The sequence below is a fragment of the Olsenella phocaeensis genome (genome assembly GCF_900120385.1).
GTDB classification, from domain to species: domain Bacteria; phylum Actinomycetota; class Coriobacteriia; order Coriobacteriales; family Atopobiaceae; genus Olsenella_I; species Olsenella_I phocaeensis.
Window position 1 is genome coordinate 627,517 of the sequence record NZ_LT635494.1, and the last position, 25,207, is coordinate 652,723.

Sequence of the window (25,207 nt, forward strand, 5' to 3'; positions counted from 1 at the left end):
GGCATCGGGGGACTCGCATGTCTTCCACATCCCGCGATGGCGTGCGAGCCCCGTGTGGCGTGCGAGCCCTATGCGGCGTGCGAGCCCCGTGTGGCGTGCGAGCCCCGTGTGGCGTGCGAGCCCCGAAGTGAGTGGTTCCGCCCCTCTCGGCTGCGCAAGAATCACCCACTTCGACCTCGGCGCGGCCGTCTGCCCACCCACATCGCCGTTCCGGCGCGTCGCGGCCGAGGTGGGTTGTTGCAAGGCTCCGCCAGGCGAGAGAACCACCCACTTCCCGCTTGTGGTGGCATCTTGCCCACCCACATCGCCGTTCTGGTGGCACCTCATCCGCTCGCGCCGCCGTCCTTGTGCGGGAAGCCCGTGGCGGGTTCCTCTCGTCAGCCCAAAGCGATCCTTCTGCCGGATCGAGACGGCCCGCCGGGCTTGCCTTTGGTGGTGAAGGGGTTCAAGATGGTCCGTGCTCGGGTATACATGCGTCGAGGCATGGGCACGCAGCGAACCCGCGTGCCGCACACGCCGTTGCGCCAGGGATGGCCCGGCAGGCTTTCAGGCAAGGCGAGAGGGACGGGAGTCCCTGACCCCAAGGAGGTGCCCCATGGACGTCGGTCTTGGTCACAGTCGATCATGCAATTTCCGAGAGGGGGCGCCTGCCCGCGCCTTTGCCGCGCCGTGTCTGAGCTAGCAAGCCCGAGCGCCTGCGCCCCCTGACCCTGGTTTCCGCCATGCAGGCGGGACCAGCTGGAGGGAGGGGGCCATAGCATGTCCCTGATCAACGTCGGCACTGCTGGGGAGCTGAGGCTCTCCTGGCTGCGCCACCTCGCAACCCTGTCCATCGACCAGGCGTTCGACGAGCTCAAGAGCCATGAGGCGGGCCTTGAGCCCGAGGAGGTCGAGGAGTCCCGCGCCGAGTGGGGCGCCAACGTGGTGGGCGCGCCCGACCGGCCGTCCGTCTTCTCTCGTCTGCTGTCCGTGTTCTCGGACCCCTTCACTGACATCCTCGTCGTGCTGGCCATCGTCTCGTTCGTGACTGACGTCGCATTTGCCCAGCCTGGCCAGCGCGACCCATCCACCACCCTCATCATCCTGGTCATGGTGGGCATCTCGGTCCTCATGCGTGAGGTGCAGGAGCGCCGCAGCGCAAACGCCGCGGAGGCGCTGGCGCGCTCGATCCAGACCACCTGCTGCGTCGAGCGCGCGGACGTCGGACGCGCCGAGCTCCCGCTCGACCAAGTCGTGGTAGGCGACGTCATCCACCTGCGCGCGGGCGACATCGTCCCCGCCGACGTGCGCCTCACCCACGCGCGCGACCTCTTCGTCAGCCAGGCCTCCCTCACGGGCGAGAGCGCTCCCGTTGAGCGCTGCGCCGCCGCGCTGGACGAGTGCGCTGCCGCCAGCCGGGAGGTCACCGACCTGCCCAACGTCGCCCTCATGGGGTCCACCGTCATCTCGGGCGGGGCTAGCTGCGTCGTGGTCGCCGTGGGAGAGGGGACCGCCTTCGGACGCGTTGCCAGCTCGCTTGGAGAGGTGCGTCCCAAGGGCGCCTACCAGCGCAGCCTTGACGAGGTTGGCGCGCTCTTCATGAGGATGACCCTGGTCATCGCCCCTCTGGTCCTGCTTGCGAACGGCCTCACCAAGGGGGACTGGCTCGCCGCCCTGCTCTTCGCCTCGAGCGTCGCCGTGGGACTCACGCCCGNGTGGTTCTCTCGCGGGCGAGAAGGGCGTAACCACTCACTTCGGCGTTAGCGCGCGAGAGGCGAGAAATGGGTGAGTGAGTTGCTGTCGCGCGCTCGAAGTGGGTGGTTTTCTCGCCTTCGAGGGGACGGAAATCACCCACTTCGGGCCTCCTGTGCCGACCGTGCGCCCCGCCGCTGGATTGCCGACCACGTGCCCCGCCGCTGAGGTGAGCGCAGCCCGCGCCACGCCTCCTGCCACCCGCGTCCCGACGTCCGGTGGCACCCGTCCGCAAGATGCTTGACCAGATGATGAACGCGAGGAGAAGCCCCTCCCATGTTTCGGGAGCGTCACCTACTCAGGGCGCCCGCAAGGGCGAGAGTACACTGTGCATCGCGGCGGAGGTGACGCCTGGGACGCTCCCGGGCTGCATCCGCGCGAACCACAAACAAGGCAAGGAGGGCCACATGCAGAAGAAGGACCTGGACTGGGAGCACCTCAGCTTCAGCTACATGCCCACGGACTACAGCTACGTCTCGAACTACAAGGACGGTGCCTGGGACGAGGGCGCGCTTACCACCGACCACAGCATCACGCTCTCCGAGTGCGCGGGCATCTTCCATTACTGCCAGGAGGTCTTCGAGGGCCTCAAGGCGTACACCACCAAGAACGGCGACGTGGTCTGCTTCCGTCCCGACCAGAACGCCGCCCGCATGGCCGGTTCCGCCAGGCGCATCGTGATGCCGCCCTTCCCCGAGGACCGCTTCGTCGACGCCGTCGAGAAGGTCGTACGCGCCAACGCTGCATGGGTGCCGCCCTACGGCTCTGGCGCCACGCTGTACGTGCGCCCGCTCATGATCGCCACCGGTGACGTCATCGGCGTCAAGCCCGCCGACGAGTACCAGTTCCGCATCCTCGTGACCCCCGTTGGCCCGTACTACTCCGGCGGCGTCAGGCCCGTCGCGGTCAAGGTCTCAGAGTACGACCGCGCAGCTCCCCATGGTACCGGCAACATCAAGGCCGGCCTCAACTACGCCATGTCGCTGTATCCCAGCGTCGAGGCGCATGCCGAGGGCTACGCCGACAACATGTTCCTCGACCCCGAGACCCGCACCTTCGTGGAGGAGTCCGGCGGCGCCAACTTCCTCTTCGTCAAGAAGGACGGCACGCTGGTGGTTCCCCAGTCCGCGACCGACTCGATCCTGCCCTCCATCACGCGCCGCTCGCTGGTGGACGTGGCCCAGAACATGCTGGGCATGACCGTCGAGCAGCGTCCCGTGCGCTTCGACGAGATCGGCGAGTTCGTCGAGTGCGGCATGTGCGGCACCGCGGCCGTCATCTCGCCGGTGGGCAAGGTCGTGGGCCCCGATGGCGAGGTCGTCTACGGCATGGACGAGGTCGGACCTGTCATGAGGAAGCTGCGCGAGACCCTGACCGGCATCCAGTCCGGCGAGGTCGAGGACAAGTTCAACTGGGTCCACAAGATCGACGTCGAGTAGGCGAGAGGCGCGCCGGCGTTGCTGCCGTGAGGCTCTTCGTCGCGTGAGACATGCCACGCCCCGGGGCTTCGGCCCCGGGGCGCGTTGCGTCGACGTGCGTGATGTGTCCGGGTGCAAGCTCTGCGTGCATAGGGAACGAGCGCAGCGTGGCGCGTGGCGTGCGGTACGAGCATGAATGCGGGTCGTTGGTGAGACGGTGCGGCCGGCATCGTACGCGCGTCACTCTCGTCCGAAGCCTCATGCTGTAAGGCTTAGTCTTGCCAGTGTGGACAGTTTTGCCGCCGTGCGGGGCCAATTCAGTCCACGATCGCAAGATTGGGCGGCGCTGCGCCTTCCGGCTCGGTCCAGCCACACCCAACTCAGCCACACCCAGCCCGGCACGGCCAACTCAGTCACACCCAGCCCGGCACGGCCGTATCCTACTTCCAGACCTCCTTGGCCATGTTGAAGGCGGCCCAGGCCTTGGGCCAGCCGGCATAGAAGGCGGCGTGGGTGATGACCTCGGCGATCTCCTCCTTGGTGATGCCGTTCTTCTTCGCCGTCATCAGGTGGTACTTGAATGACGAGTCGACGAGCCCCTGCGCCATGAGCGCGACCACGGTGACCAGCGAGCGGTCGCGCAGCGAGAGCTCCTCCTCCCGGCTCCACACCTCGCCGAACAGCACGTCGTCGTTGAGCTCCGCGAACTTGGGGGCAAACTCGCCCAGCTGGTCGCGTCCTGCCGTCTGCCTCACTGCCATGCCTGGCCCCTCTCGCCTGATGCCTTTTCTCGATTCGTCTGGGCCGAACGCCCGTCTGCGCGCCCGTCGCGCGCCCGTCGCGTCCCTGCTCCAGGCGCCCTACTTTCCGCTGAACACGGGGAACGCCGCATAGCTGCCGTAGTCGACCGCGTCGTAGCCGCGCAGCGTGTCCATGTCCTCGTCAGAGATCTCGAAGTCCAGCTCGCTGTTCTGGCGCATGTGGTCGGGGTTCGCCGTCTTGGGCAGGGGGAGGGTTTCCAGCTGCAGGTCGTAGCGGATGCAGAGCTGGGCCACGCTCACGCCGTATCGCTCGGCCATTCCGGCGACCCTCGGGTCGTCCAGGATTGCGCCGTGAGCGACGGGAGAGTACGCCTCGACCAGGATGCCCTTGTCCCGGCAGTGCCGGATGAGCTGCTCCGGGGTGTTGCCCACGTGGACCAGGAGCTGGTTGACCATCGGCCGCACGTCCTCGGCCTCCAGGTTCTGGAGGTCCGCCTCCTCGAAGTTGGCGACGCCGATGGCACGGAGCTTGCCCGCGCGGTACGCATCCTCCAGCGCCTCCCAGGCCTCGCGGTTGCCCTCGGCGTAGCTGCCCTCGCGCCAGTTCTCCCAGGGCTGGGGGCTGTGGATGAGCATGAGGTCGAAGTAGTCGAGGCCTGCCTTTCGCAGCGACTCGTCGATGGCAGCCGCCGCAGTGGCGCGGTCCTTCGACTCGGCCGCCAGCTTGGTGGTCACGAAAAGCTCCTCGCGCGCGACGCCTGCCGTGCGCACGCCCTCGCCCACGCCCCGCTCGTTGCCGTAGGCCTGGGCGGTGTNCGCCAGAGCGACTGTGGCATCAGCGTGGAGGGGGCGACCGACGTCGCGCGCGAGACGGCGGACATCATCCTCCTCGAGAAGGACCTCATGGTGCTGGAGAGGGGCATCATGGCCGGTCGTCACACCTTCGCAAACATGGAGAAGTACGTGCGCATCGCTGCCAGCTCGAACTTCGGGAACGTCTTCAGCGTGCTCGCCGCGTCGTTGTTCCTGCCCTTCCTGCCCATGCGTGCCACCCAGATGCTCCTGCTCAACCTGCTCTCCGACATCGCCTGCACGGCGATTCCCTGGGACAACGTGGACGAGGAGTCCGTGGCCGCGCCCAACGGCTGGGACGTGGGCTCGCTGGGCGGCTACATGAGGCGGATCGGGCCCGTGAGCTCGGCGTTCGACCTTCTCACCTTTGGCCTGCTCTTCTTCTGGGTCTGCCCTGCCGTCGCGGGTGGCAGTTGGGCGGAGCTCGCGGCGGCCGGCGCGGGGATGGCGGCACGGCGCGCCCTCTTCGTGGCGGTCTTCCAGGGCGCCTGGTTCACGGAGAGCCTGGTCACGCAGCTCCTGGCCGTGCAGGTCATGCGCACGCGCAGGCTGCCGCTCGTCCAGAGCCGCGCCTCCTGGCGCGTGACCCTGGTCGCCGTCGCGGTGGGGCTCCTGGGCGCATGGCTGCCCCTCTCGCCTCTGGCCGAGCCGCTGGACTTCGTCGCGCTTCCCGCGTGGGGGCTGGGGGTCGTGGCCGTCGTCTGCGTGGCGTACGCGCTTGCGGCAATGGTGGCGAACCGCCTCGTCCTCGTGCGGGGCGTGCGAGGGCGTGCCCGCGGCTAGCGACTGGCCTCGGCTCGCCTGCTAACCCACGACCTACTTGCTGGTCCGCGACCCACTTCGGGCCTTCCGCGTGCCGGATTCGAAGTGGGTTGGTGGNAGTGGTCTGGGCAAGGCTCCGGAGCGCATGCAGCAGCTCGTGCCCGACGCTACGGTGCGCGGTGGTCGCAGGTTGAGCGCCGGCGCCTCTGCGGCCGAGCTCGCGTCCTGGGTGCGCGAGCTCGGACTGTGAGCCTGGGCCTGGGGTAGCCGCAGTCGACCTTGCTTTGGCGAAGGCCCTCCAAGACAGCATTCTGCGTAGAATGCTGTCAAATTTTGCGTTTGCCCAGTTGAGCGAGAAAAAGGACAGCATTTCACGCGAAATGCTGTCCTTTCCACCTCTCGAGCGGCATCCATTGCCTCCGGCCTCAGACCCTACGCCTCGAGCGTGGACCTTCCGTAGGCCTTCTGCCAGTTGTCGGTGAACTCGTCCACGGCGATGGCGGTGCCGGGGTGGTCAACCATCGCGCGGATTACGTCGGGCGCAACGGTGACGGCGGGAGTGCCCGCCGCGAGGAGCTGATGCACCTGGTCGACGTTCTTGAACGACGCGGCACAGACCTTTGCGTCGAAGCCGTAGGTGGCCAGGGTGTCGACGAGCTCGATTACCTGGCTCACGCCGTCGCCGTAGTTGCACATGCGGTTGACGTAGGGCGCCAGGTAGTCCGCACCCGCCTTCGCGGCCCAGAAGGCCTGGTCGGGGCTGTAGATGCCCGTCGCCAGCACGCATATGCCCTCGGCCTTGACGGCCGGGATGGCGCGTAGTCCCACGCGCGACACGGGAATCTTGACCACGACGTTCTTGCCGCCGCGCAGGGACGCGATCCGTCGCGACTCCGCCAGGATGCCCTCGTAGTCGGTCGCGATGACCTGGGCGATGATCTTCTGGTCCTCGCTCAGGACCTCCTCGAGCTCGGCGAAGACTTGCTCGGGCGTCTTGCCGGACTTCGTGATGATCGTGGGGTTGGTGGTCACGCCGTCAAGGGGGAGAAACGCGTTCAGCTCCCTGATGGCCTCGATGTCTGCGGTGTCGATGAAGAACTCCATGTCGTTCCTCTCCCCTGGCCCTTCCTGCCCTGTTGCTTCCTGATTCTAGAGCGTCTGCTCGGTGCGTCCGATGATGTCGTCCTGCGTGGCCTTGCTGAGCGCGTTGAAGAAGGCGCTGTAGCCCGCGACGCGCACGATGAGGTCCTTGTGGTCCTCGGGGTGCTTCTGCGCGTCGATCAGCGTCTCGCGCGAGACCACGTTGAACTGGACGTGGTAGCCGTGCAGGCGGGTGGAGTAGGNTTGGGATCGCGTGGGCGTATGCGTTCCTTGCGGTGTACCCCATGAGCAGGAGCGCGCTGGCAAGCTACCTGCCCATGGCCACCAAGCTGGTCACGGGGGCGATCATGCTCGCGCCCTCGATCGCCGTCATCGTGACGAGGGCCGTCACGGGAGAGGGGTTCCAGGGCACATCCCACCTCACTTCGGCGGGCTTCGACAAGACCTGGCGCTATTGGCTTGCGGGATACCTTGGGCCCGTCGTGCTCGCGGCGGTGGGAGCCTGCCTCTACTACCTGGTCGTTCTCGGTGCCTTCGACCCAAGCATGAGCTATGCGCGCGAGGAGCTGCCGCTGCTGGGCAACCTCGACCTCGTGTTCGAGGGAATCCCGTTCGCATTGGGCATCATCGTCGTTGCCCCGATGGCCAACTTCGTCTACTCCTTTGGGGAGGAGTGGGGCTGGAGGGGCTACCTTCTTCCCAAGCTGCTCGAGGAGGGCTCCGTGACCAGGGCGATTCTGGCGAGCGGCCTGGTGTGGGGCGCGTGGAACGCCCCTCTGGTCGTGTTGGGCAGCGAGTACGGAGCGGGCTACGCGGGATTTCCCGTCGCGGGGGTCGTCGCCTGCTGTGCCTACTGCACCGTGGTGGGGGTGTTTCTGAGCTACCTCACGCTGAGGTCGGGCAGTTGCATCCCGGCGACGCTCGCGCACGGCTCGCTCGACGGGACGGCGGGGCTGAGCTATGCCTTCGCGCGGACGGCAGGCAATCCCCTCGTGGGTCCGGCGCCCACGGGCATCCTGGGCGGCGTGGGCTTCGTCGTGGCTGCGGCGCNCTCAGGACGAAGCTCTCTTCAAGGACCATCGTTGGCTCCTCTCGCCATAAAGACTCGTTCGTGCCGTTTGCCGCAGACCGTCCCACCCCGCCGCCGCATCGCCCGCTGCGGCGTCATTGCATGTCGTGACGCGGACTGCCTCCGGCGTAGCTACAGCGCCAGGTAGTCCTCGTCGCTCACGGCCTCGAGCCACTCGTTGGACGCGTCCTTGCCAGGCACGCCGATGGCAAGGTGAGAGAACCAGCTGTCCCTCTTGGCGCCATGCCAGTGCTTCACCTCGGGCGGGATCGAGACCACGCTGCCCGCCGTCAGCTCCACGGGCTCCTTGCCCCACTCCTGGTACCAGCCCTCTCCGGCCGTGCAGATGAGGATCTGCCCGCCGCCCTCGCTGGCGTGGTGGACGTGCCAGTTGTTGCGGCAGCCCGGCTCGAAGCTCACGTTTGCCACCGCGAGCGAGACCTTGCTCGGGTCCGTCAGCAGTTTGAGGTAGGAGTTGCCCACGAAGTACGCCGCGTACGCGTCGTTGGGCCCTCCCACGCCAAAGGCGTCCGCCTTCTGGAACTCTTCCCCGTCGAGGTACTTCATGTCGCGTCCCCCTATCTGCGTGCCTCCTGGAAGCCAGCTCGGGGCCACTCCCGGCCCGGACCACGTGCCGGCGCGCTGCTCACGTGGATATACTGTATGTTCCAGACGCTAGCCACAGCCGCGCCCATCTTCAATGGCCACTTGTGCCCAAGGTGGTGCCTTGCGTGGCATGACGGACGTCGCATGGGCCGGGAGGGGGTGTGGGCCATGGATCAGGCGGTCGAGAGGAGCCAGCGCTCGCGGCGTACGCGCGACGCGATCAGGGAGGCGTTTCGCCAGATTGTGGTGGAGGGCAGCCCCGACGCAGTGACCGTCACATCAGTGTCGGAGCGCGCGGGCATACATCGCAAGACTTTCTACCTGCACTACAGCTGCATCGAGGCGCTGTATGAGGACATGGTCGCAGAGGTGTGCCAGCAATACGCCGACGAGGTTTCCAAGCTGCCCGTGCCCTACGACTACAAGAGGCTCACGCGGGTCTTCGTCGACTTCTACACGCGTGACGCCTTTGCCGAGCGGCTCATCTGCGACCCGCGCTGGGCGGACCTCTTCCAGGCCGTGTCGGCACGATCTCTGCGGAGCAACCGGGAGGGCTTCGACCCCTTCGCGTCGTTTCCGCCCGAGGAGAAGGACCTCGTCAACTCTTTTGCCAGCGGTGCCTCGCATGTGATGTTCCGCCGTTGGGTGGAAGGGGGAAGGCGCGTCTCGCCCGAACGGCTTGCCGAGCTCCTGGGCGGCCTGATCGAGGACGGCGTCCGTAGCGTGCGTGACGTCGGCGGAGAACCGGCGGCCCGTCAGGCCACAGCCCAGCAGGCCTCGGCACGGCAGCCGCCAGCCCAGCGGGCCTCGGCACGGCAGCCGCAGCCAGGCGAGAGTGGCAGGTGACTGGTTCCCGAATGAGTGACACCAGAAGGCGGATCCTCATCTTCCTGCTCGTGACTTTTGGGATCGCGTGGGCGTATGCGTTCCTTGCGGTGTACCCCATGAGCAGGAGCGCGCTGGCAAGCTACCTGCCCATGGCCACCAAGCTGGTCACGGGGGCGATCATGCTCGCGCCCTCGATCGCCGTCATCGTGACGAGGGCCGTCACGGGAGAGGGGTTCCAGGGCACATCCCACCTCACTTCGGCGGGCTTCGACAAGACCTGGCGCTATTGGCTTGCGGGATACCTTGGGCCCGTCGTGCTCGCGGCGGTGGGAGCCTGCCTCTACTACCTGGTCGTTCTCGGTGCCTTCGACCCAAGCATGAGCTATGCGCGCGAGGAGCTGCCGCTGCTGGGCAACCTCGACCTCGTGTTCGAGGGAATCCCGTTCGCATTGGGCATCATCGTCGTTGCCCCGATGGCCAACTTCGTCTACTCCTTTGGGGAGGAGTGGGGCTGGAGGGGCTACCTTCTTCCCAAGCTGCTCGAGGAGGGCTCCGTGACCAGGGCGATTCTGGCGAGCGGCCTGGTGTGGGGCGCGTGGAACGCCCCTCTGGTCGTGTTGGGCAGCGAGTACGGAGCGGGCTACGCGGGATTTCCCGTCGCGGGGGTCGTCGCCTGCTGTGCCTACTGCACCGTGGTGGGGGTGTTTCTGAGCTACCTCACGCTGAGGTCGGGCAGTTGCATCCCGGCGACGCTCGCGCACGGCTCGCTCGACGGGACGGCGGGGCTGAGCTATGCCTTCGCGCGGACGGCAGGCAATCCCCTCGTGGGTCCGGCGCCCACGGGCATCCTGGGCGGCGTGGGCTTCGTCGTGGCTGCGGCGCTGCTCCTTGCCAGGCTTCGTCGCCTGGAGAGGGCCGGAGAACCCCTGCTCGTGGAGGAGTAGCGGCCGGACTGCCGCGTGCCGCCGTCGCGTGCCGTCCGAGTACGCAGGCTCTCGCGTGAGGTTGCCGTGCCGCGCCGGCGAAGTCCGCATGTTGCCGCGTCGCGCCGGCGAAGTCCGCAGAATTCGAAATTTTGCTGACTCGTTTTGCAAGGCCCCAGCTAGCTCACATGCAACTCGGCAAAATTTCAATTTTTGCCGAGTTGGGAAGGATGCCGGACGACTCCACGCGCGACGATTCTGGGCATTGAACGATGGCTCCACGTCGGCGCATGATTATCCCAACGAGCGGGGCGCCGATTGGCCGCATGGTGCGTCCGCCGGCGTCCATGGAGGGGGAGAGGATCATGGCAAAGGTTCTGGTCGCATACTTCTCGGCCACGGGAACCACTGCGCGCGTGGCAAAGACGCTGGCAGACGCCGCGGGGGCCGACCTGCACGAGGTCGCGCCGGCGCGACCCTACAGCAGCGCCGACCTCAACTGGAACGACAGGGCGTCGCGCAGCAGCGTCGAGATGCGGGACGAGTCCTGCCGTCCCGAGCTTGCGGGCGACGACGTCGACCTTTCTGGCTACGACGTCATCTTCGTGGGGTTCCCCGTATGGTGGTACGTCGAGCCGCGCATCGTAGACAGCTTCCTGGAGGCTCACGACTTTTCCGGGAAGACCGTCGTGCCCTTTGCCACCAGCGGCGGAAGTGGTCTGGGCAAGGCTCCGGAGCGCATGCAGCAGCTCGTGCCCGACGCTACGGTGCGCGGTGGTCGCAGGTTGAGCGCCGGCGCCTCTGCGGCCGAGCTCGCGTCCTGGGTGCGCGAGCTNCCCGCGTCCGTGGCGCGTCGAGGGATACCTCGCGACCTCGTCGATGTAGGGCTCGTAGGCCTCCACGGCCAGCTGGTCCACGTAGTCGACGTCGTTGCCGTACTTGGGTGCGTCTTCCGCCAGCATGCGCCGGATGTGCTCGCCCTCCGGCGAGGCGAAGTCGTCGAGCAGCGCGTCCCAGAGCTCCTGCCGCCCGATCCTGCCCTCCTCGAACACGAGCTTCTTGATGGCGGCGAGGCTGTCGGCCATGTTGGCGATGCCCACCTGCAGACCACTGATGAAGTCGTAGACGGCGCCACCCTCCTTGATGGTCTTGCCGCGGGCGATGCAGTCGTCGGTGAGGGCGGAGCAGAGGACGTCGGGCACCTCTCGCTCGGAGGCCTTGTCGATGAAGTTCTCGACGATTACGGAGTAGCGGGTCATCTCGCGGATGGTCTTGTCCCACGCCCCCATCAGCTCCTCGAAGCTGCCCATCTGGGTGAAGTGGCCGTAGTCCCTGGTGAAGCGCTGGCCGCTGGTGAGGTCGACGCCGCCGTTCATGCAGCAGAGGAGCAGCCGGGGGAAGTTGAGGTAGCTCATGCCGGTGCAGCGGTAGCCCCACTTGCCCGGCACGGCGGTCTCGACGCAGCCGATGGCGGAGTAGTCGTACGCGTCCTCCTCGGCGACGCCCCATTTGACGAACGATGGGATGATGACCTCGTCGTTGTTGAGGGCGGGCATGCCAAAGCCCAGCTTCATGACCTCGACGCACTCGTCCAGGAAGCGCTTGTCGATGCCCGCGTGGTAGCGCACCGTGAGGTTGGGCTGGGTCAGGCGGGTCTGCGCCACGGACTGCAGGACGAGGTACGAAAGCTTGTTGACCGCGTCCTCGTGTCCGGTGGTCTGGCCGCCGATGGTGACGTTCTGGTACATGGGGCTGCCGGCCGACGAGAGCGTGTGCGACCTGCTGCGGATCTTCTGCACGGTGAGCGACTTGATCCAGAGGTTGGTCAGAAGCTCGAGCGCCTCTTCGCGCGTGATGGCGCCGCCCTCGACGTCCGCCTGGTAGTAGGGGAGCAGGTACTGGTCGAGGCGGCCGTACGAGAGCGAGTGGCCGTTGGACTCGATCTGCAGCAACACCTGCGAGAACCACACCGCCTGCACCGCCTCGCGAAAGCTGCGCGCAGGCTCAAAAGGCACGCGCTCGCAGGTCCTGGCCATGAGCTCGAGCTCCCTAATGCGAGAGGGACTTTGTTCCTTTGCCGCGAGCTCGCGCGCGAGGCCAGCGTAGCGCCGGGCCCAGCGGCGGACGGCGGGGATGACCGTCAGGACGGCGCGGTAGAACGCCAGCTTGTCGATGGACTCGGGGTCGGTGAGGTCGAGCGCGTCCATGGCGGAGCGAGCCCGCTCCTCGTAGCCCCGAAGTCCCTCGCGCAGCAGGCGCGCGTGGTTGATGGCCAGGTGGGCGTCGCCCGCGTTGAGCTTGCCCTCCATGCCAAGGACGCCCGTCTCCATGAAGACGGCGACTTCGTCGGGCAGGAGCGCCAGGCCGCGCTCGCGCAGGGTGTTGCCCTCCCAGAAGGGGGCGATGGAACGGATGCGCGCCTTGTCCTCNCTCCAGCCTCCGGAGGGTCTCATGGCCCAGGCCGGGGTCGGTCACGACGCTCAGCGGCTTGTCCCCGAAGCGCAGGGGGATGGCGCCGTGCTGGCGGAACTTCTCGGACTCCGTGAGCACGACCACGTGTCCGGCCGACTCTGCCATCGTGCGGTCCGCCTCGGCGCGCATCTGGTCGCCGTTGGTGAAGCCCACGCCGTCGATCCAGCCGTCCGCTCCCACGAAGAGGTGGTCGACCGCAAACTCGCGGGCACAGGTGCGCAGGAGCGGACCCACGGTGACCTGGGAGTCGCGCTGCATGATCCCGCCCAGCAGGATTGCCTCGACGCTCGGGAAGTCACGCAGGTAGCTGGCGATGAAGGCGCTGTTGGTGACTATCGTCACGCCCTGCTTCGTGTTGGCGAGCTCCCGTGCGAGGATAGCGCAGCAGCTGCCGCTCTCGATCATGACGGTGGAGCCGTCGGGCACGAGCTCGGCCGCGCGCTGGGCGATGCGGCGCTTCTCCTCGTAGTGGTACGCCAGGCGCCCGCTCACGTCGTTGGGGTTGGCAAGGAGGGCAAAGCCGTGCTCGCGCAGCACGAGGCCGCGGTCCTGGAGCGAGTCGAGGTCCTTGCGCATGGTGACGTTGGAGACGCCGAGCCGCTCCGACAGGCGCGTGACCTCCATCTTCTTCTCGACTGTGAGCAGCTCGAGGATCTTGGCGTCGCGCTTGGACATGTGGGACCTTCTGTCTGGCTTGCACCAAGAGGGCGACTGTGTGGCAGCGCATCGACGCGAAGCTATGGCAGTGGCATGTTTCTTACGTACGAAAGCACATTCTAGCAAAAAGGAAGAAAAATACAGGCGAGAGGAAGCGGGGGCATCGTGCGCCAGAGCCCCTCTCGCTTGGGTAAGAATGGACGGAAACGCTTGCGGAAACGGGAGGGGGGGGTCGCGATGCCAATGGGAAGGGCGGGCGACGTACACACAGGTCAACGCCATGGAGCCGCTGGCTCCCGCCATGCTGGCTGATCGCGCGATCCTGATTCGCGACGATGCGGCTAAGGTGATCTCTGGGCTGAGGGCGAAGCTCGCCGAGGGGGCGTAGGTGCCATGGGTGCCATTGGAGACAAGAGGGAGTCAGAGCTCAGGTGGCTCATCGACTACCTCGAGGAGGAGCGCGGCTCGGCCAGCCGCGCCTCGGCCACGGAGCCGGGCCAGCTCTGGCCCTACCTCAGGGCGCTGATGAACCTGCGTGAGCCGCGTCGGACGAGCGACGAGTTCTATGTGCGCCAGGACCGGCTCCTGCGCGAGCTTGCCCAGGAGAAGGGCATCGTGCGTGCCACGGAGCTGCCGCGCTGCGACGTCGACGGGCACCTCTCGCTCTGGCGTGGCGACATCACCGCCCTCGAGGTGGATGCCATCGTCAACGCGGCCAACAGGCAGCTCCTGGGCTGCTGGGTGCCTGGACACCACTGCATAGACAACGCGATCCACAGCTACGCGGGGGTGCAGCTGCGCGAGGAGTGTGCGCGGCTCATGACGGCGCAGCGCCACGAGGAGCCGACGGGCCAGGCCAAGCTGACGTCGGCGTACAACCTTCCGGCGCGCCACGTCGTCCACACCGTGGGACCCATCGCGGGAGGTGCGCCCACGCGACTGCACCGAAGCCAGCTGGCAGACTGCTATGCGAGCTGCCTCGACGCTGCGAGCGAGGCGGGCGACCGTAGCGTCGCCTTCTGCTGTATCAGCACGGGGCTCTTCGGCTTCCCTCAGGAGGAGGCGGCGCGCATCGCTGTGGGCTCCGTCCGCAACTGGCTCGACGAGCATCCCGGTGCGGTCGACCAGGTGGTCTTCAACGTGTTCCTCGCCCGGGATGAGCAAATCTACCGGGGGCTGCTAGGGTAGCGGGCAAGGACGCAGGGCCCTGCCGCCTACGCCTGCAGGGCCTCGACGAGCAGCGTGGCGGTCTTGGCGGCCGACATGGGGTTCTGGCCGCTAATCAGGCGCCCGTCAGCGACGGCGAACGTGCTGAACGGCGGCCTCTTGGTGAACCTGCCGCCGCGCTTGCCGATCTCGTCCTCGGGTGAGAAGGGCATGGCCTTCGCCGTGCGGTTGAGCTTCTCCTCCATGTTGGTGAAGCCGCTGACGCGCTTGCCCTCAACCAGGTAGGAGCCATCGGGCGCGCGGAATGGGTGGGTGGTCGTTCCTGGGACGGCGGCCTCGCCTGCGCTCTTTATCCTGATACCCGACATCCAATTCTTATCGCGCGCGACCTATCAGACTTCGTGGGAAAAACTGCGCATGATTCCTCAGAGTTGTGGAGGCGAGGGACGTTTGCCCAGGATTTTATCGCCTGAAAGAAATCCAATGTACAGTTTCTTGGTGCCCCTCCGAGTATCGGCGCGCAAGGCGCGGTGCGACCACCGAACTGGGTGACCGCGCCGCGCCCGTTGCGCCTGAAATGTAGGTCGTGCAGGTCGCGCCCATCGGCCTGGCGGCTGAGCCTTCCGTTCCGGCCTGTCCGGGCGCGCCTGCGGCCCCTACCTCCCGCGCTTGGCCATGAGCAGCGTTACCTCGTCCTCGTTGAGGCCAACCATGGCCTCGCCCAGGTCCTCGCTCACGCGGGCGACGAGCTCGGCGTCCTCGTAGTGGCGCACGGCCTCGACGATGGCCGCAGCCCTCTTGGCGGGGTTGCCGCTCTTGAAGATGCCCGACCCGACGAAGACGCCCTCAGAGCCCAGCTGCATCATGAGCGCCGCGTCCGCCGGGGTCGCCACGCCACCGGCGGCGAAGTTGACCACGGGTAGCCTGCCCTCGTCATGAACGCGCCTCAGCAGCCCCAGGGGCACCTGCAGCTCCTTGGCGAACTCGAAGAGCTCGTCGACGCGCAGGCTCTGGACCTGCCGGATCTGCGCGTTCATCCTGCGCATGTGGCTCACGGCTTGCACCACGTCACCCGTGCCGGCCTCGCCCTTGGTGCGGATCATCGCCGCCCCCTCGGCGATGCGGCGCAGCGCCTCGCCCAGGTCGCGTGCGCCGCAGACGAAGGGCGCCGCGAAGTCGGTCTTGTCGATGTGGTTCAGGTCGTCCGCGGGCGAGAGCACCTCGCTCTCGTCGATGAAGTCGATGCCAATCGCCTGGAGGACCTGCGCCTCGACGAAGTGGCCGATGCGGCACTTCGCCATGACGGGGATGCCCACCGCCTCCTGGATTCCCCTGATCATCTTGGGGTCGCTCATGCGGGACACGCCACCTGCCGCGCGGATGTCTGCCGGTATGCGCTCCAGGGCCATGACCGCGACCGCGCCCGCCTCCTCCGCGACGCGCGCCTGCTCGGGCGTGGTGACGTCCATGANGCGCAGCAGGCGCGCGTGGTTGATGGCCAGGTGGGCGTCGCCCGCGTTGAGCTTGCCCTCCATGCCAAGGACGCCCGTCTCCATGAAGACGGCGACTTCGTCGGGCAGGAGCGCCAGGCCGCGCTCGCGCAGGGTGTTGCCCTCCCAGAAGGGGGCGATGGAACGGATGCGCGCCTTGTCCTCGTCGGTCACGTGGAAGACGTCACCGTCGCGCTTGTCGAACTCGTCGAGCTCGTCCAGGACGAAGCCCAGCGTGTACTCGGGGAAGACGGGCGCGTTGCAGTTCTTGGTGGCCTGGTTGCCTGCGAGGAGGGTCTTGTCCTCGATGTAGATGCTCATGTTGTCCAGGATGTGCGCGAACGAGAGCGCGCGCCTCAGGACGGGGGGTTGGCTGCCGGTCTGGCGGTAGGACTCGGTGCAGAGGACGGCGCGCTCGGCGTCGACGAAGGGCTTCTCGTCCAGGACCTCCTCGCGATACGCCTGCATACGCGGGGTGAGAGACCCAAAGTGCGGTGCGTTCTCCATCCGTTCTCCTAATTACGTAAGAAATAATATATACTTACGAACGTAAATATAATGATAGGTGACACGGAAGAGAAGTCAAGGCGAGAAAAACGTCCCCGTGGAGGCAGCATGCAGACGGCGACCGTCTTCAACGTCCAGAAGTTCAGCCTGAACGACGGCCCGGGCATTCGTACCGTCGTCTTCCTGAAGGGCTGCCCCCTGCGCTGCCAGTGGTGCGCCAACCCAGAGAGCCAGCGGCGCGAGCCAGAGCTGGAGTGGGAGCGCGCCTCCTGCGTGGGCTGCGGGCATTGCGTCGATCTCTGCGCTGGGGCGGGCGAGCGCGTGACNGCTCCGTTGCCATGCCATTCTCCCTTGGTCGTGTGCCCCCGCCCGTCCGCGCAGGCCGTCTGGTGTCACGAACCAAAGGCTAGATTGAGTCTGATATTGTCGCTATATCCAATAGATGATTAATCAACAAGGTCAGTACCAGTCCAGAACAGGGTCAGAAATGCTTACCTACGACATGGGGCGGCGTGGCAGCGACACGCTGTACGCGCACCTCTACAAGTGCCTGCGGGCAGACATAGAGTCGGCGCGGCTCGTGGCGGGCGACCGGCTGCCCCCCAAGCGTCGCCTGGCGGAGCACCTGGGCGTGAGCGTGATCACGGTGGAGGCGGCGTATCGCCAGCTCCTGGCCGAAGGCTACGTCGAGTCTGCCGAGCGCCGGGGCTACTTCGTGGCACGGGGCGCCTCCGGGCAGGCGAGAGCTGCGCGGCCCCTCGTCCCGAGCCACGCCATGGCGTCGGGGCCAGCCCATGGGTCCGGGGCGCAACGATTCGTTCCCACCCTCCCCGACGAGGAGGCGGAGCTGGGCTCAGCGGGCCTCTTCTCCCTTCGCAACTGGGCGCGCATCACACGCGAGGTGCTTGCCGAGGAGGACGAGCGCTCCCTGCTCGGGCAGACCGATCCCCTGGGGTCACCCCGCCTACGCGCCGCCATCTGTCGCCATCTGGCCCAGACGCGCGGGCTCGCGGCCACGCCGGACCAGGTCGTGGTGGGCGCCGGCTCCAAGCTGCTCGACGCCATGCTGGCGCAGCTCCTGGGCCGGGACCTCTGCTTTGCGGTGGAGGACCCCGGATATCCCCAGCTGCGCCGCCTCTACCAGGCCAGCGGCGTGCGTGTCGTCCCCGTGGGAATGGACGTGGCGGGCCTCGTCGTGGACGGCCTCAGGTCGAACGGCGCCGACGTCGCGCACGTCACGCCGTCCCACCAGTTCCCCACGGGTGTCGTCATGCCGGTTGGCCGCCGCTACGAGCTCCTGGCCTGGGCGGCGGAGCGTCCCCGGCGCTACGTGGTCGAGGACGACTACGACTGCGAGTTCCGCCTTTCGGGCCTGCCGGCGCCTACGCTGCAGTCCGTCGACGTCGCGGGTCGTGTGATATACACCAACACCTTCACCAAGAGCCTTGGCTCGGCCTTCCGCGTGGCGTACGCCGTGCTGCCCGAGGCCCTGGCGCGGCGCTGGCGAGACGAGCTCTCGTTCGCGTCGGGCACCGTGGGCACCGTCGACCAGCTCGTCCTGGCGCGCGTCATAGAGTCCGGCAGCTTCGAGCGGCACGTGAACCGAACGCGCACGCGCTGTCGCCACCTGCGGGACCGGCTTCTCCTCGCGCTTGAGGGGGAGCTTGGGGTGCGTCTCGCGGACGTGAGGTCAAAGGACGCGGGGCTGCATTTCGTCCTACGGTTGGAGCTGCCTTCCGGCACGAGCGACCAGGAGCTCGAGCGCGCGTGCCGCGAGGCGGGCGTGCCCCTGCGGGCGATGAGCGGCTTCTACGCCGGGGGCGAGGCGCCCGAGGCCGACCGGCACGCCTTCGTGATGAGCTACTCAAGTCTTGGTGAGAGTGACGTCGCGTCCGTTGCCGCGCGTCTGGCCGCTCTCGTCAGGAACGCACGCTAGGGGTTCGCGCCAAACATTGGTGTGCTGGCAACGCGGGTGGCGTATCCGTTCCGTCCGTCATGCCAACGAGAAGGCGGCCAACGGAGTTGACTCCGCTGGCCGCCTGGACCGTCAATCGGTGTCGTGGATGCTCTCGCCTGGTGTTAGTCCTCGCGACGCGCGCCGCGTCGCAGGGCGAGTCCCGCACTCAGGGCGCATGCCGACGCGAGCAGGGGAGCGATGGGCGAGGCGCTGTCATCCCCGGTCTTGGGCGTCGCGGGCTTCGGCTTCGGGGTTGCCTTGCTCGGGGTCTCAGGCTTCGGCTTCTTGGGGGTCTTGTCGGGAGGGGTGGTGGTCAGCTTGTTGGTGATCGTGAAGCCCTCACCAGCGTTCCCCGTGACCTCGGAGGCGTAGCCGTCGGGGACCTCGACCTCCTGGACCGCGTAGGTGACCTTCTTGCCGGCCTCGTTGACGGGCAGCTTGTCCCAGCTGTGCTTCCAGCCGTTGGCGGCGGAGAGCTCAACCGCGTCGCCCGTGGCCTTGCCGTTGGCCGTCAGCTGCACGCGCACCGAGGCGGGACGCTTGCCGGAGGCGTTGTCCGCGTCGTCCCAGACCTTCTCCACCTTGACGAAGGTGACGCTGGGGGAGTGCGTGTTGGTGACGTCGAAGTCGGTTTCGGACGTCGTGCTCGCATAGCCCCCGACCTTGTCCTCGACGATCCGGTAGCTGATGGGGCTGCCGTTGCCGTCGTACTTCGGCAGCTCGCCAAAGTCCCAGCTCCAGCCCTGCTCTGCCGTGACCTCCTTGCTTGCGACCTCCGTCTGGCCGGCGAGGAGCCGCACCGTGATGCTCGCGGGTCGCAGGCCGTCGCGGTCGTTGTCGTCGTCCCAGGTCTTGCTTCCCTGGACGTGGACCTTCTCGACGTTGGTGTTCGTGATGGTGAAGCCGGTCGCTGCGTCACCCGCCGGATCGCTGGCCTCGTAGCCGTCGGGCACGTCGGACTCCCGCACGGAGTATGCGATCGCGTGACCGTCCTCGGCATACTTGGGCAGGTCGTCGAAGCTGCCCTTCCAGCCGCTCCCTTCGTTGAGTGCGAGCTCCCTGTCCGTGTCGTGGCCGTCTGCCAGGAGCTTTACCGTCACGGGTCCTGCGACGGGACCGACCCAGCTCTTCTTCACCTGGACGGAGGTGGCGGGGGTGTTGGTGATGACAAAGCCCTCTGCGGCACTGCCGCTGACCTCGGGGACGTAGCCCTCGACCTTGCGCTCTTCGACGGTGTAGTCGTACACGTGGCCGCTGGGGTCGTTCTTGGGGAGGTTCTGGAAGGTCGCCGTCCAGTTGCCGTCGGAGTCGGGGGTGACCTTCTGGAAGCCCACGTACTGGCCGTCGCGATAGAGGTTGACCAGCACCGAGCCCGGATGGGTGGCGTTCTGCTCGGAGCCGTCGTTCCAGGTCTTGGTGACCTTGATCTCGGTGGTCTCGACGGACTTGCCGATGAACACGGTGCCGTTGGAGCCGATACCGCCACCGCGTGTGGCGGAGCTGTTGCCCGTGATGTGAACCTTCGCCAAACCGAGTGCCTTTTGCACGCCCGGATCGTCCTTGGTCAGCGCGTTACCGAGCGAGAGCTCCTGACCGGACCAGGCATCCAGCACGCCCTTGAGGTCGTCGAGGGGAACCTCGCTGCCGTCGTCGTAGGTCCACCTGTAGGCGCCACCGCCGAGCATGGAGGGCGAGATCTCGTAGGGAGGGTTACCGCTGTGGGTGCCGAGCCAGGTCGCGGCGAGGATGTAGAGCTCGTTGGCGCCCTCGTCGGCCTTGTTGTTGTAGAAGACCGAGCCGTTAGTCAGGTTGATCTCGGTGACGGAGGCGGGGCAGGCAGCATAGCCGCCGCCGTAGACCTTCGTCGAGTTGTTAGCCACCTCGACGTTCGAGAGATAGAGCTCGGCGTCGTGCCAGCCGGTATATCCGTCACCGATGCCGTTGACGTAGATGCCGCCGCCGCCGAACATGCCGTTGTCATCGCCTTCGCCCGTCATGGCGTTGTTGGTGATGCTGCCGCCGGTGATGGTCGCGATGCTATAGGCGGAATCGTCGCCGTACTGCACGAAGATGCCGCCGCCACCGCTCCCGGCGCTGTTGCCGTCGATCGTGCCGCCGGTCATGGTGAGGACGGATTGGCTTTGGGGGCCAAAGAATGTGCCTACCGAGATGCCGCCGCCCCGCTCGAAGGCATCGTTGCCGGATATGGTGCCGCCCGAGAGGTTGATGTCGGCACCATCGAACACGCAGATGCCGCCGCCGGAACCGCCATAGCGTTGATCAAGATCGGGGTTGCTGTTTGTGCCATCGACGGCGTGGTTGCCCGTGATGGTGCCGCTTGACATGTTGATGACGGCATTATCGCAGCCGTAGATGCCGCCGCCGCGGACGGCGGAGTTGTTGCGGATGGTGCCGCCTTCGACGTTCACCGTGGTGCCCGCATCCTTCGCGAAGACCCCGCCTCCTGCCTCGGGGTACCAATGCCCCTCGCTGCGGATGTAGTTGTTCTGCAACGTGGCGCCCTCGGCGATCGTCAGCGCACCGCCGTCGAACACGCCAACGATGGATCCGCCTTCGCCTGAGCCGCCCGTGCACTCTGCCCAGCTGCCGTTGTCAATGCCGCCATCTACGACGATGTTGGCGAGCGTCAGCTTCGCGCCTCCCCCGACATGGATGAGCTCGCCGTAGTAACCAGACGCCCGCTGGAGCATCTTGCCGCCGAGGTCCCAGGTCTCGTCGCCAGAGGGCTTGAGCGCCCCGCTCACGTAGGCGAAGTCGAAGCCCGAGCCGGGCAGCAGCTCCTTGACCTTGGCGAAGGTCTTCACCGGCGCATCCTCCGTGCCGGGGTTGCTGTCAGACCCGGTGGAGCCGTTCACATAGATGGGGTGGTCACTCTCGGCAAGGGCTGTCCGCATGCCTAGGGGTAGGCAGATGCAGAATGCCAGCACCATGCCCAAAAGGGCAAAGAGCCTGCTCTTCATGGCGGGCCTTCCTCTCGTGTGTTTGGTCTGTCTTCTCCAGAAGGGCGTCTTTGTCAAATTCCATCGTATCTGTGCCATGGTAACCGAATTCCTGCATCTAGCAGATAATATCTGGTTCCGTTTGTGTATGATTTTCCAAAAATACAGTGTTTGTCGCCTGTCGATATCTGCTCAGCATGAGGCCCGGTGCCGTCTTTGACTGCGTCTCTCGTTTAAATAACCAAGGGAGGATGGTATGCGCGCGAGGAACCCCATGCCGCAGGACGTCCTTGAGCTGCTCGAGTCTCGCGGGCTGAGGGCGGACTACGACCAGCGCCCCGCCTACCAACGAAACGACTACCTGGGTTGGATTGACCGCGCCAAGCTTCCGGCCACGCGCGAGCGGCATATCGCCCAGATGTTGGACGAGCTTGCGCGCGGTGGCGTGTACATGGGCATGGAGCACCGTCCGTCCCGCAAGGAGAAGGATGCGACGTCGTCGGGCGGTGCGGAGGTGGGCGGCCCCGAGGCCCCTGACGTCGTCGCGGGACCTCGCACGGCGGACGAGTACCTAGAGGCCCAGCCTGCGGAGCGTCGCCTCCTGCTGGACGAGCTCAGGGCGACTGTCGTTGACGCTCTCCCAGGGGCCGAGGAGACCATCTCGTGGCAGATGCCCAGCTATCGGCTGGACGGGAAGCTGCTTCTGCACTTCGCGGGCTACGCGAGCCATGTCGGAATCTACCCGGGAGCGGCCGCTCTCGACCACTTCGCCCAAGAGCTTGGCTCGCGCCGCAGCTCGAAGGGGACGCTGCGCCTGGAGTATGACGAGCCGCTCCCAAGGGGACTTGTCACGCGCATCTGTCTCTGGTTGGCTGGGGAATCGGACTAGTGCGCCAAAAAAATGCGCACGGTAGTGTCGAATTGTGGAGACGCGCCGCGTTTGCCCAGAATGTCCTCGCCTGAACGTAATCCAATGCGCATTTTTTCGGTGCGCCCTCGCCAGGCGTGGCCTGCGAGCGGCCCGCTGGCGCTTCGGCCGTCCTTCGAGCGCGTACAATTAAGCCTGGATACCAGGGCATCGCTGGGCGATGCGCCGCCGACGAGCCAGACCGGAGGTCTCCCATGAAGCAGGCAGACATCAGCATCCAAAGCAAGCTGGCGCAGAGGTCGTTCGACGTGTCAGTCTATGGCGATGCCGGACGCGCGGTCATCGCCTTCCCGTCAGAGGACGGCTGCAGCACCAGCTGGGAGAACGGCGGCATGGTCGAGGCGCTTCGCGAGCGCATCGAGGCTGGAGAGCTGCAGCTCTTCTGCACCGAGTCCATGGACGCGCAGACCTGGCTCGCCCGCGGCGCCGTGGACGACTACCGCCTGCGCAACCTTGAGCAATGGCAAGGCTACGTGGAGAAGGAGCTCCTTCCCTATGCGGCACGGCACTCCGCCAGCAAGGAGCTGCCGCTCGTTGCCGGTGCCAGCATCGGCGCGCTCAACGCCACGGCACTCATGCTGCGACAGCCCAAGAGGCTGGGCGGGCTCCTCGCGATGTCGGGCAGCTATGACGCGCGCGCGTTTGCGGGAGCCGACCCCGACCAGGCGTGGCTTGACGTCTCTCCCGTCGACATCGTGCGAACGCTTGCCAATGACGCGAAGGGCATGAAGGCCCTTGCTGGCAAGCAGCTTGCCTTCGTCTGTGGTCGCTCCTCCGACGAGCTCGGCCTGGGCTCCCAGCGTGGCCTCGACGCACTCTGCTGCGAGCTGGGGCTCGAGGCAAGCTTCGAGTACTGGGGCTGGGACGTCGTGCCCAGCTGGTTCTGGTGGCAGGAGGAGGCACGCCAGTTGCTGCCCTGCCTCCTGGCGCCCAACGGCCTCATCGACCGCAAGCTGGTCGCCCGTCTCGCGTCCGCACGCACCGAGGCGGAGCATGCCGCCGACCAGAGCGAGGCCGCGGCGGTCGAGCTCAGGGAGGCGTCCGAGGCCCTGAAGCAGGCGAAGTCCGAGCTCAGGGCCGCTCGCAAGCGCACCCGCGACGAGGCAGAGTCCGTCGAGGCGGCAGCGCAGAAGGACGAGGAGCTCAGCGTCGCCGCCGCCGAGGCCTGGGCCGAGAGGGACCGCATCGCCCTGCTGCTGGCCGAGGCCACGAAGGCGGCGGGTGCGGCGCAGTCGGCCGCAGACGCGGCCGCCGAGCGCCTGGGCTCCGCGCGCTGGATCGCGGGCGAGGCCGAGGCTGCCGTCGAGCGGGCGTCCCAAGCCCAGGCGGACGCCACGGCCCGTCTCGCCTCCGCCAAGGAGGCCGTGGCTGCAGCCCAGGGGGAGGCGGAGCGCCTTGCCGCCGCGCTCGCCGAGGTGCAGGCGGAGGTCGACGCGGAGAGGGACGAGGCCCGCCGGCTCAAGTCTGGCAAGACCAGCCGGTCCAAGTCAAAGCGCAGCTAGACCACACTGCAGCCGCGGATCGATCCGCAGCTGAATCGAGTCGCGCTCGTTAGGCCGCCCGCTCCTCGCGCCCAAGCTCGCCGAGGATGCTCGCCGCCATGGGCAGCGCCACCAGGCCCGTGATCACGTCGGTCAGGGGCTGGGCCAGCTGCACGCCCAGGAGCCCCATGAAGTGCGGCAGCACGGTCACGACCGGGCCGATCACCAGGCCCAGCCTGCAGGCACCCAGGATGGTGGCGCGCCACATGCGCCCCGTGGTCTGGAGCAGGAAGTTGGTGATCATGGCCATGCCCGTGATGGACATGGTGAAGCTCTCGACGCGCAGGGTGAGCGTGGCTATGCGCACCACCTCGGGGTCGTCGTTGAAGAAGGCAACCAGCTGCGGCGCGAAGGCGCAGGTGAACACGCCCACAGAGAACACCGCGACCAGCGCCGCGCGCACCGCGAACGCATAGCCCTCCCGGATGCGCCCGAAGCGCCGTGCCCCGTAGTTGTATCCCACGAGGGGCTGGAAGCCCTGTCCGATGCCAATCTGCACGTAGTTGCCGAAGCCGCAGATGCGCTGGACGATGGCCAGTCCCGCGATGGCCGCGTCGCCAAACGGCCGCGCGGCGTCGTTGAGCAGCGTCGTCGCCACGCCCAGCATGATCTGTCGTACGAAGGACGGCACGCCGCCGTTGTTGATCTTGAGCGCCATCTCCCTCGTGGGACGCCGCAGCCACCGTAGGCCCAGCGGCGTGATGCCCGCTCTCTGCATCTGGAAGACCAGGAGACAGAAGCTTATGAACTCGCAGATGACGGTGGAGGTCGCGCTGCCCGCGATCCCCATGCCGCAGACGTAGATCAAGAACGGCGTCAGCGCCATGTTGAGCACGGCGCCCGTCATGATGGCCGCCATCGAGTAGAAGGCCTCCCCCTCGAAGCGCAGCTGCATGTTGAGCATGAGCGAGCTGCACATGAACGGCGCGCCCATGAGGATGATGCCCACGAAGCGCCGCGCGTAGGGGAGGATAGTGGGGGTCGACCCGGCCAGGAGGCAGATGGGGTCGATGAAGACGTTGCCCAGCACGGCGACGACCAGCCCCAGCGTCAGCGTGCAGGCGAGGCCCGTGGTGGCAAGCACGCAGGCCTCGTCCCTCTCCCTCGCCCCAAGGTGGCGCGAGATGGCATTGCCCGTGCCCTGCCCGAAGTAGAAGCCTATGGCCTGGATCGCGGTCATCGCGACGAACGAGATGCCGATGGCACCCGACGCGGAGGTGCCCAGGCTGCTCACGAAGAAGGTGTCGGACAGGTTGTAGATGCTGGTGACCAGGTTGGAGAGGATCGAGGGCGTGGCGAGCGAGAGTATCAGGGGCCGGATGGGCTCCTCGGTCATCTGCCGGAACTTCTCCTCGGGGGTCTGCCTGCCCCTGTGGTGGGCTTCGGCCGCGTCCGTCCGTGCGGTCACGTCTGTGTCGTCTGCGTCGCTTCGCATGAGAGGCATGATGCACCGAAGCCCGGCGTGGCCCGTCGGGAT

At 66.9% G+C, this 25,207-nt stretch carries 19 protein-coding genes and 4 pseudogenes; 12 read left to right on the forward strand and 11 right to left on the reverse strand.

What is annotated here, in order from left to right; all coding sequences use genetic code 11:
- The first annotated feature begins 759 nt into the window (after positions 1–759).
- Both BQ7388_RS03015 and BQ7388_RS03020 read left to right on the forward strand, forming a co-directional pair.
- Positions 760–1,743 (forward strand): P-type ATPase actuator domain-containing protein, encoded by a 984-nt coding sequence (locus tag BQ7388_RS03015; RefSeq protein WP_234946795.1) that lies wholly within the window; start codon positions 760–762, stop codon positions 1,741–1,743.
- Between the two features lie 359 nt (positions 1,744–2,102).
- The gene (locus BQ7388_RS03020) at positions 2,103–3,170 is read left to right on the forward strand and encodes a branched-chain amino acid aminotransferase (protein WP_268794039.1); all 1,068 of its coding nucleotides are present in this window, start codon (positions 2,103–2,105) and stop codon (positions 3,168–3,170) included.
- A 419-nt stretch (positions 3,171–3,589) separates the two neighbouring features.
- On the opposite strand, the gene BQ7388_RS03025 is transcribed toward BQ7388_RS03020, so the two are convergent.
- Positions 3,590–3,910 carry a carboxymuconolactone decarboxylase family protein gene (locus BQ7388_RS03025; RefSeq protein WP_072499748.1) on the reverse strand — a complete coding sequence of 107 codons (321 nt, stop codon included), beginning with the start codon at positions 3,908–3,910 and terminating at the stop codon, positions 3,590–3,592.
- 99 nt (positions 3,911–4,009) lie between these two features.
- Positions 4,010–4,849: an aldo/keto reductase gene (locus BQ7388_RS03030; protein ID WP_083558233.1), complete on the reverse strand. Its 840-nt coding sequence runs from the start codon at positions 4,847–4,849 to the stop codon at positions 4,010–4,012.
- On the opposite strand from BQ7388_RS03030, the gene BQ7388_RS03035 reads away from it, so the two are divergent.
- Complete coding sequence (locus BQ7388_RS03035; RefSeq protein ID WP_234946799.1) at positions 4,751–5,545, forward strand: cation transporting ATPase C-terminal domain-containing protein; 795 nt, start codon at positions 4,751–4,753, stop codon at positions 5,543–5,545. The two genes, BQ7388_RS03030 and BQ7388_RS03035, sit on opposite strands and share 99 nt — an antisense overlap.
- Positions 5,546–5,956: 411 nt before the next feature.
- Here BQ7388_RS03035 and BQ7388_RS03040 read toward each other — a convergent pair whose 3' ends face one another.
- Both BQ7388_RS03040 and BQ7388_RS13190 read right to left on the reverse strand, forming a co-directional pair.
- Positions 5,957–6,628, reverse strand: a complete 672-nt coding sequence (locus BQ7388_RS03040; protein ID WP_072499749.1) for a transaldolase family protein — start codon at positions 6,626–6,628, stop codon at positions 5,957–5,959.
- Between the two features lie 45 nt (positions 6,629–6,673).
- Positions 6,674–6,871 (reverse strand): annotated as a pseudogene (locus BQ7388_RS13190) (glycine radical domain-containing protein); the annotation flags it as partial.
- Between the two features lie 299 nt (positions 6,872–7,170).
- Here BQ7388_RS13190 and BQ7388_RS03050 point away from each other — a divergent pair.
- On the forward strand, positions 7,171–7,842 hold the full coding sequence (locus BQ7388_RS03050) for a CPBP family intramembrane glutamic endopeptidase (protein ID WP_456319921.1): 672 nt from the start codon (positions 7,171–7,173) through the stop codon (positions 7,840–7,842).
- Here the strand turns inward: BQ7388_RS03050 and BQ7388_RS03055 are convergent.
- The gene (locus BQ7388_RS03055; RefSeq protein ID WP_009278486.1) at positions 7,827–8,261 is read right to left on the reverse strand and encodes a cupin domain-containing protein; all 435 of its coding nucleotides are present in this window, start codon (positions 8,259–8,261) and stop codon (positions 7,827–7,829) included. The two genes, BQ7388_RS03050 and BQ7388_RS03055, sit on opposite strands and share 16 nt — an antisense overlap.
- A gap of 207 nt (positions 8,262–8,468) precedes the next feature.
- Here BQ7388_RS03055 and BQ7388_RS03060 point away from each other — a divergent pair, with 207 nt between their 5' ends.
- From BQ7388_RS03060 to BQ7388_RS12865, 3 genes and pseudogenes are all read left to right on the forward strand, one after another.
- Complete coding sequence (locus BQ7388_RS03060) at positions 8,469–9,146, forward strand: TetR/AcrR family transcriptional regulator (RefSeq protein WP_129583139.1); 678 nt, start codon at positions 8,469–8,471, stop codon at positions 9,144–9,146.
- A gap of 11 nt (positions 9,147–9,157) precedes the next feature.
- Positions 9,158–10,072: a CPBP family intramembrane glutamic endopeptidase gene (locus tag BQ7388_RS03065; RefSeq protein WP_072499752.1), complete on the forward strand. Its 915-nt coding sequence runs from the start codon at positions 9,158–9,160 to the stop codon at positions 10,070–10,072.
- Positions 10,073–10,416: 344 nt separating this feature from the next.
- Positions 10,417–10,827: pseudogene (locus BQ7388_RS12865) on the forward strand (flavodoxin); the annotation flags it as partial.
- A 123-nt stretch (positions 10,828–10,950) separates the two neighbouring features.
- Here the strand turns inward: BQ7388_RS12865 and BQ7388_RS12870 are convergent.
- Positions 10,951–12,504: pseudogene (locus tag BQ7388_RS12870) on the reverse strand (pyruvate formate lyase family protein); the annotation flags it as partial.
- Between the two features lie 58 nt (positions 12,505–12,562).
- Positions 12,563–13,483 (reverse strand): annotated as a pseudogene (locus BQ7388_RS03080) (DeoR/GlpR family DNA-binding transcription regulator); the annotation flags it as partial.
- Positions 13,484–13,573: 90 nt separating this feature from the next.
- Between BQ7388_RS03080 and BQ7388_RS03090 the strand changes: the two are divergent.
- A complete protein-coding gene (locus tag BQ7388_RS03090) occupies positions 13,574–14,368 on the forward strand; it encodes a protein-ADP-ribose hydrolase (RefSeq protein ID WP_072499754.1) in 795 nt (264 codons plus the stop codon).
- A 26-nt stretch (positions 14,369–14,394) separates the two neighbouring features.
- Here the strand turns inward: BQ7388_RS03090 and BQ7388_RS03095 are convergent, their stop codons facing one another.
- Together BQ7388_RS03095 and pdxS are read right to left on the reverse strand one after the other, a co-directional pair.
- Entirely contained in the window at positions 14,395–14,715 is a 321-nt protein-coding gene (locus tag BQ7388_RS03095; RefSeq protein WP_072499755.1) for a type 1 glutamine amidotransferase family protein, read from the reverse strand.
- Positions 14,716–15,003: 288 nt separating this feature from the next.
- Positions 15,004–16,344, reverse strand: a complete 1,341-nt coding sequence (gene pdxS / locus BQ7388_RS03100) for a pyridoxal 5'-phosphate synthase lyase subunit PdxS (protein WP_129583140.1) — start codon at positions 16,342–16,344, stop codon at positions 15,004–15,006.
- Positions 16,345–16,452: 108 nt separating this feature from the next.
- Between pdxS and BQ7388_RS13435 the strand changes: the two genes are divergently transcribed.
- Both BQ7388_RS13435 and pdxR read left to right on the forward strand, forming a co-directional pair.
- The gene (locus BQ7388_RS13435; RefSeq protein ID WP_407668474.1) at positions 16,453–16,794 is read left to right on the forward strand and encodes a 4Fe-4S cluster-binding domain-containing protein; all 342 of its coding nucleotides are present in this window, start codon (positions 16,453–16,455) and stop codon (positions 16,792–16,794) included.
- A gap of 37 nt (positions 16,795–16,831) precedes the next feature.
- On the forward strand, positions 16,832–18,280 hold the full coding sequence (gene pdxR / locus BQ7388_RS03110; protein WP_072499757.1) for a MocR-like pyridoxine biosynthesis transcription factor PdxR: 1,449 nt from the start codon (positions 16,832–16,834) through the stop codon (positions 18,278–18,280).
- A 143-nt stretch (positions 18,281–18,423) separates the two neighbouring features.
- Here the strand turns inward: pdxR and BQ7388_RS03115 are convergent, their stop codons facing one another.
- Positions 18,424–21,282, reverse strand: coding sequence for a Cna B-type domain-containing protein (locus tag BQ7388_RS03115; RefSeq protein WP_072499758.1), 2,859 nt, complete (start codon positions 21,280–21,282; stop codon positions 18,424–18,426).
- 235 nt (positions 21,283–21,517) lie between these two features.
- Between BQ7388_RS03115 and BQ7388_RS12230 the strand changes: the two genes are divergently transcribed.
- Positions 21,518–22,150, forward strand: a complete 633-nt coding sequence (locus BQ7388_RS12230) for a DUF1801 domain-containing protein (RefSeq protein WP_009278500.1) — start codon at positions 21,518–21,520, stop codon at positions 22,148–22,150.
- Positions 22,151–22,383: 233 nt separating this feature from the next.
- Positions 22,384–23,691, forward strand: a complete 1,308-nt coding sequence (locus BQ7388_RS03130; protein ID WP_009278501.1) for an alpha/beta hydrolase-fold protein — start codon at positions 22,384–22,386, stop codon at positions 23,689–23,691.
- Between the two features lie 49 nt (positions 23,692–23,740).
- Here BQ7388_RS03130 and BQ7388_RS03135 read toward each other — a convergent pair whose 3' ends face one another.
- A complete protein-coding gene (locus BQ7388_RS03135) occupies positions 23,741–25,165 on the reverse strand; it encodes an MATE family efflux transporter (protein ID WP_234946800.1) in 1,425 nt (474 codons plus the stop codon).
- Positions 25,166–25,207 lie beyond the last annotated feature (42 nt).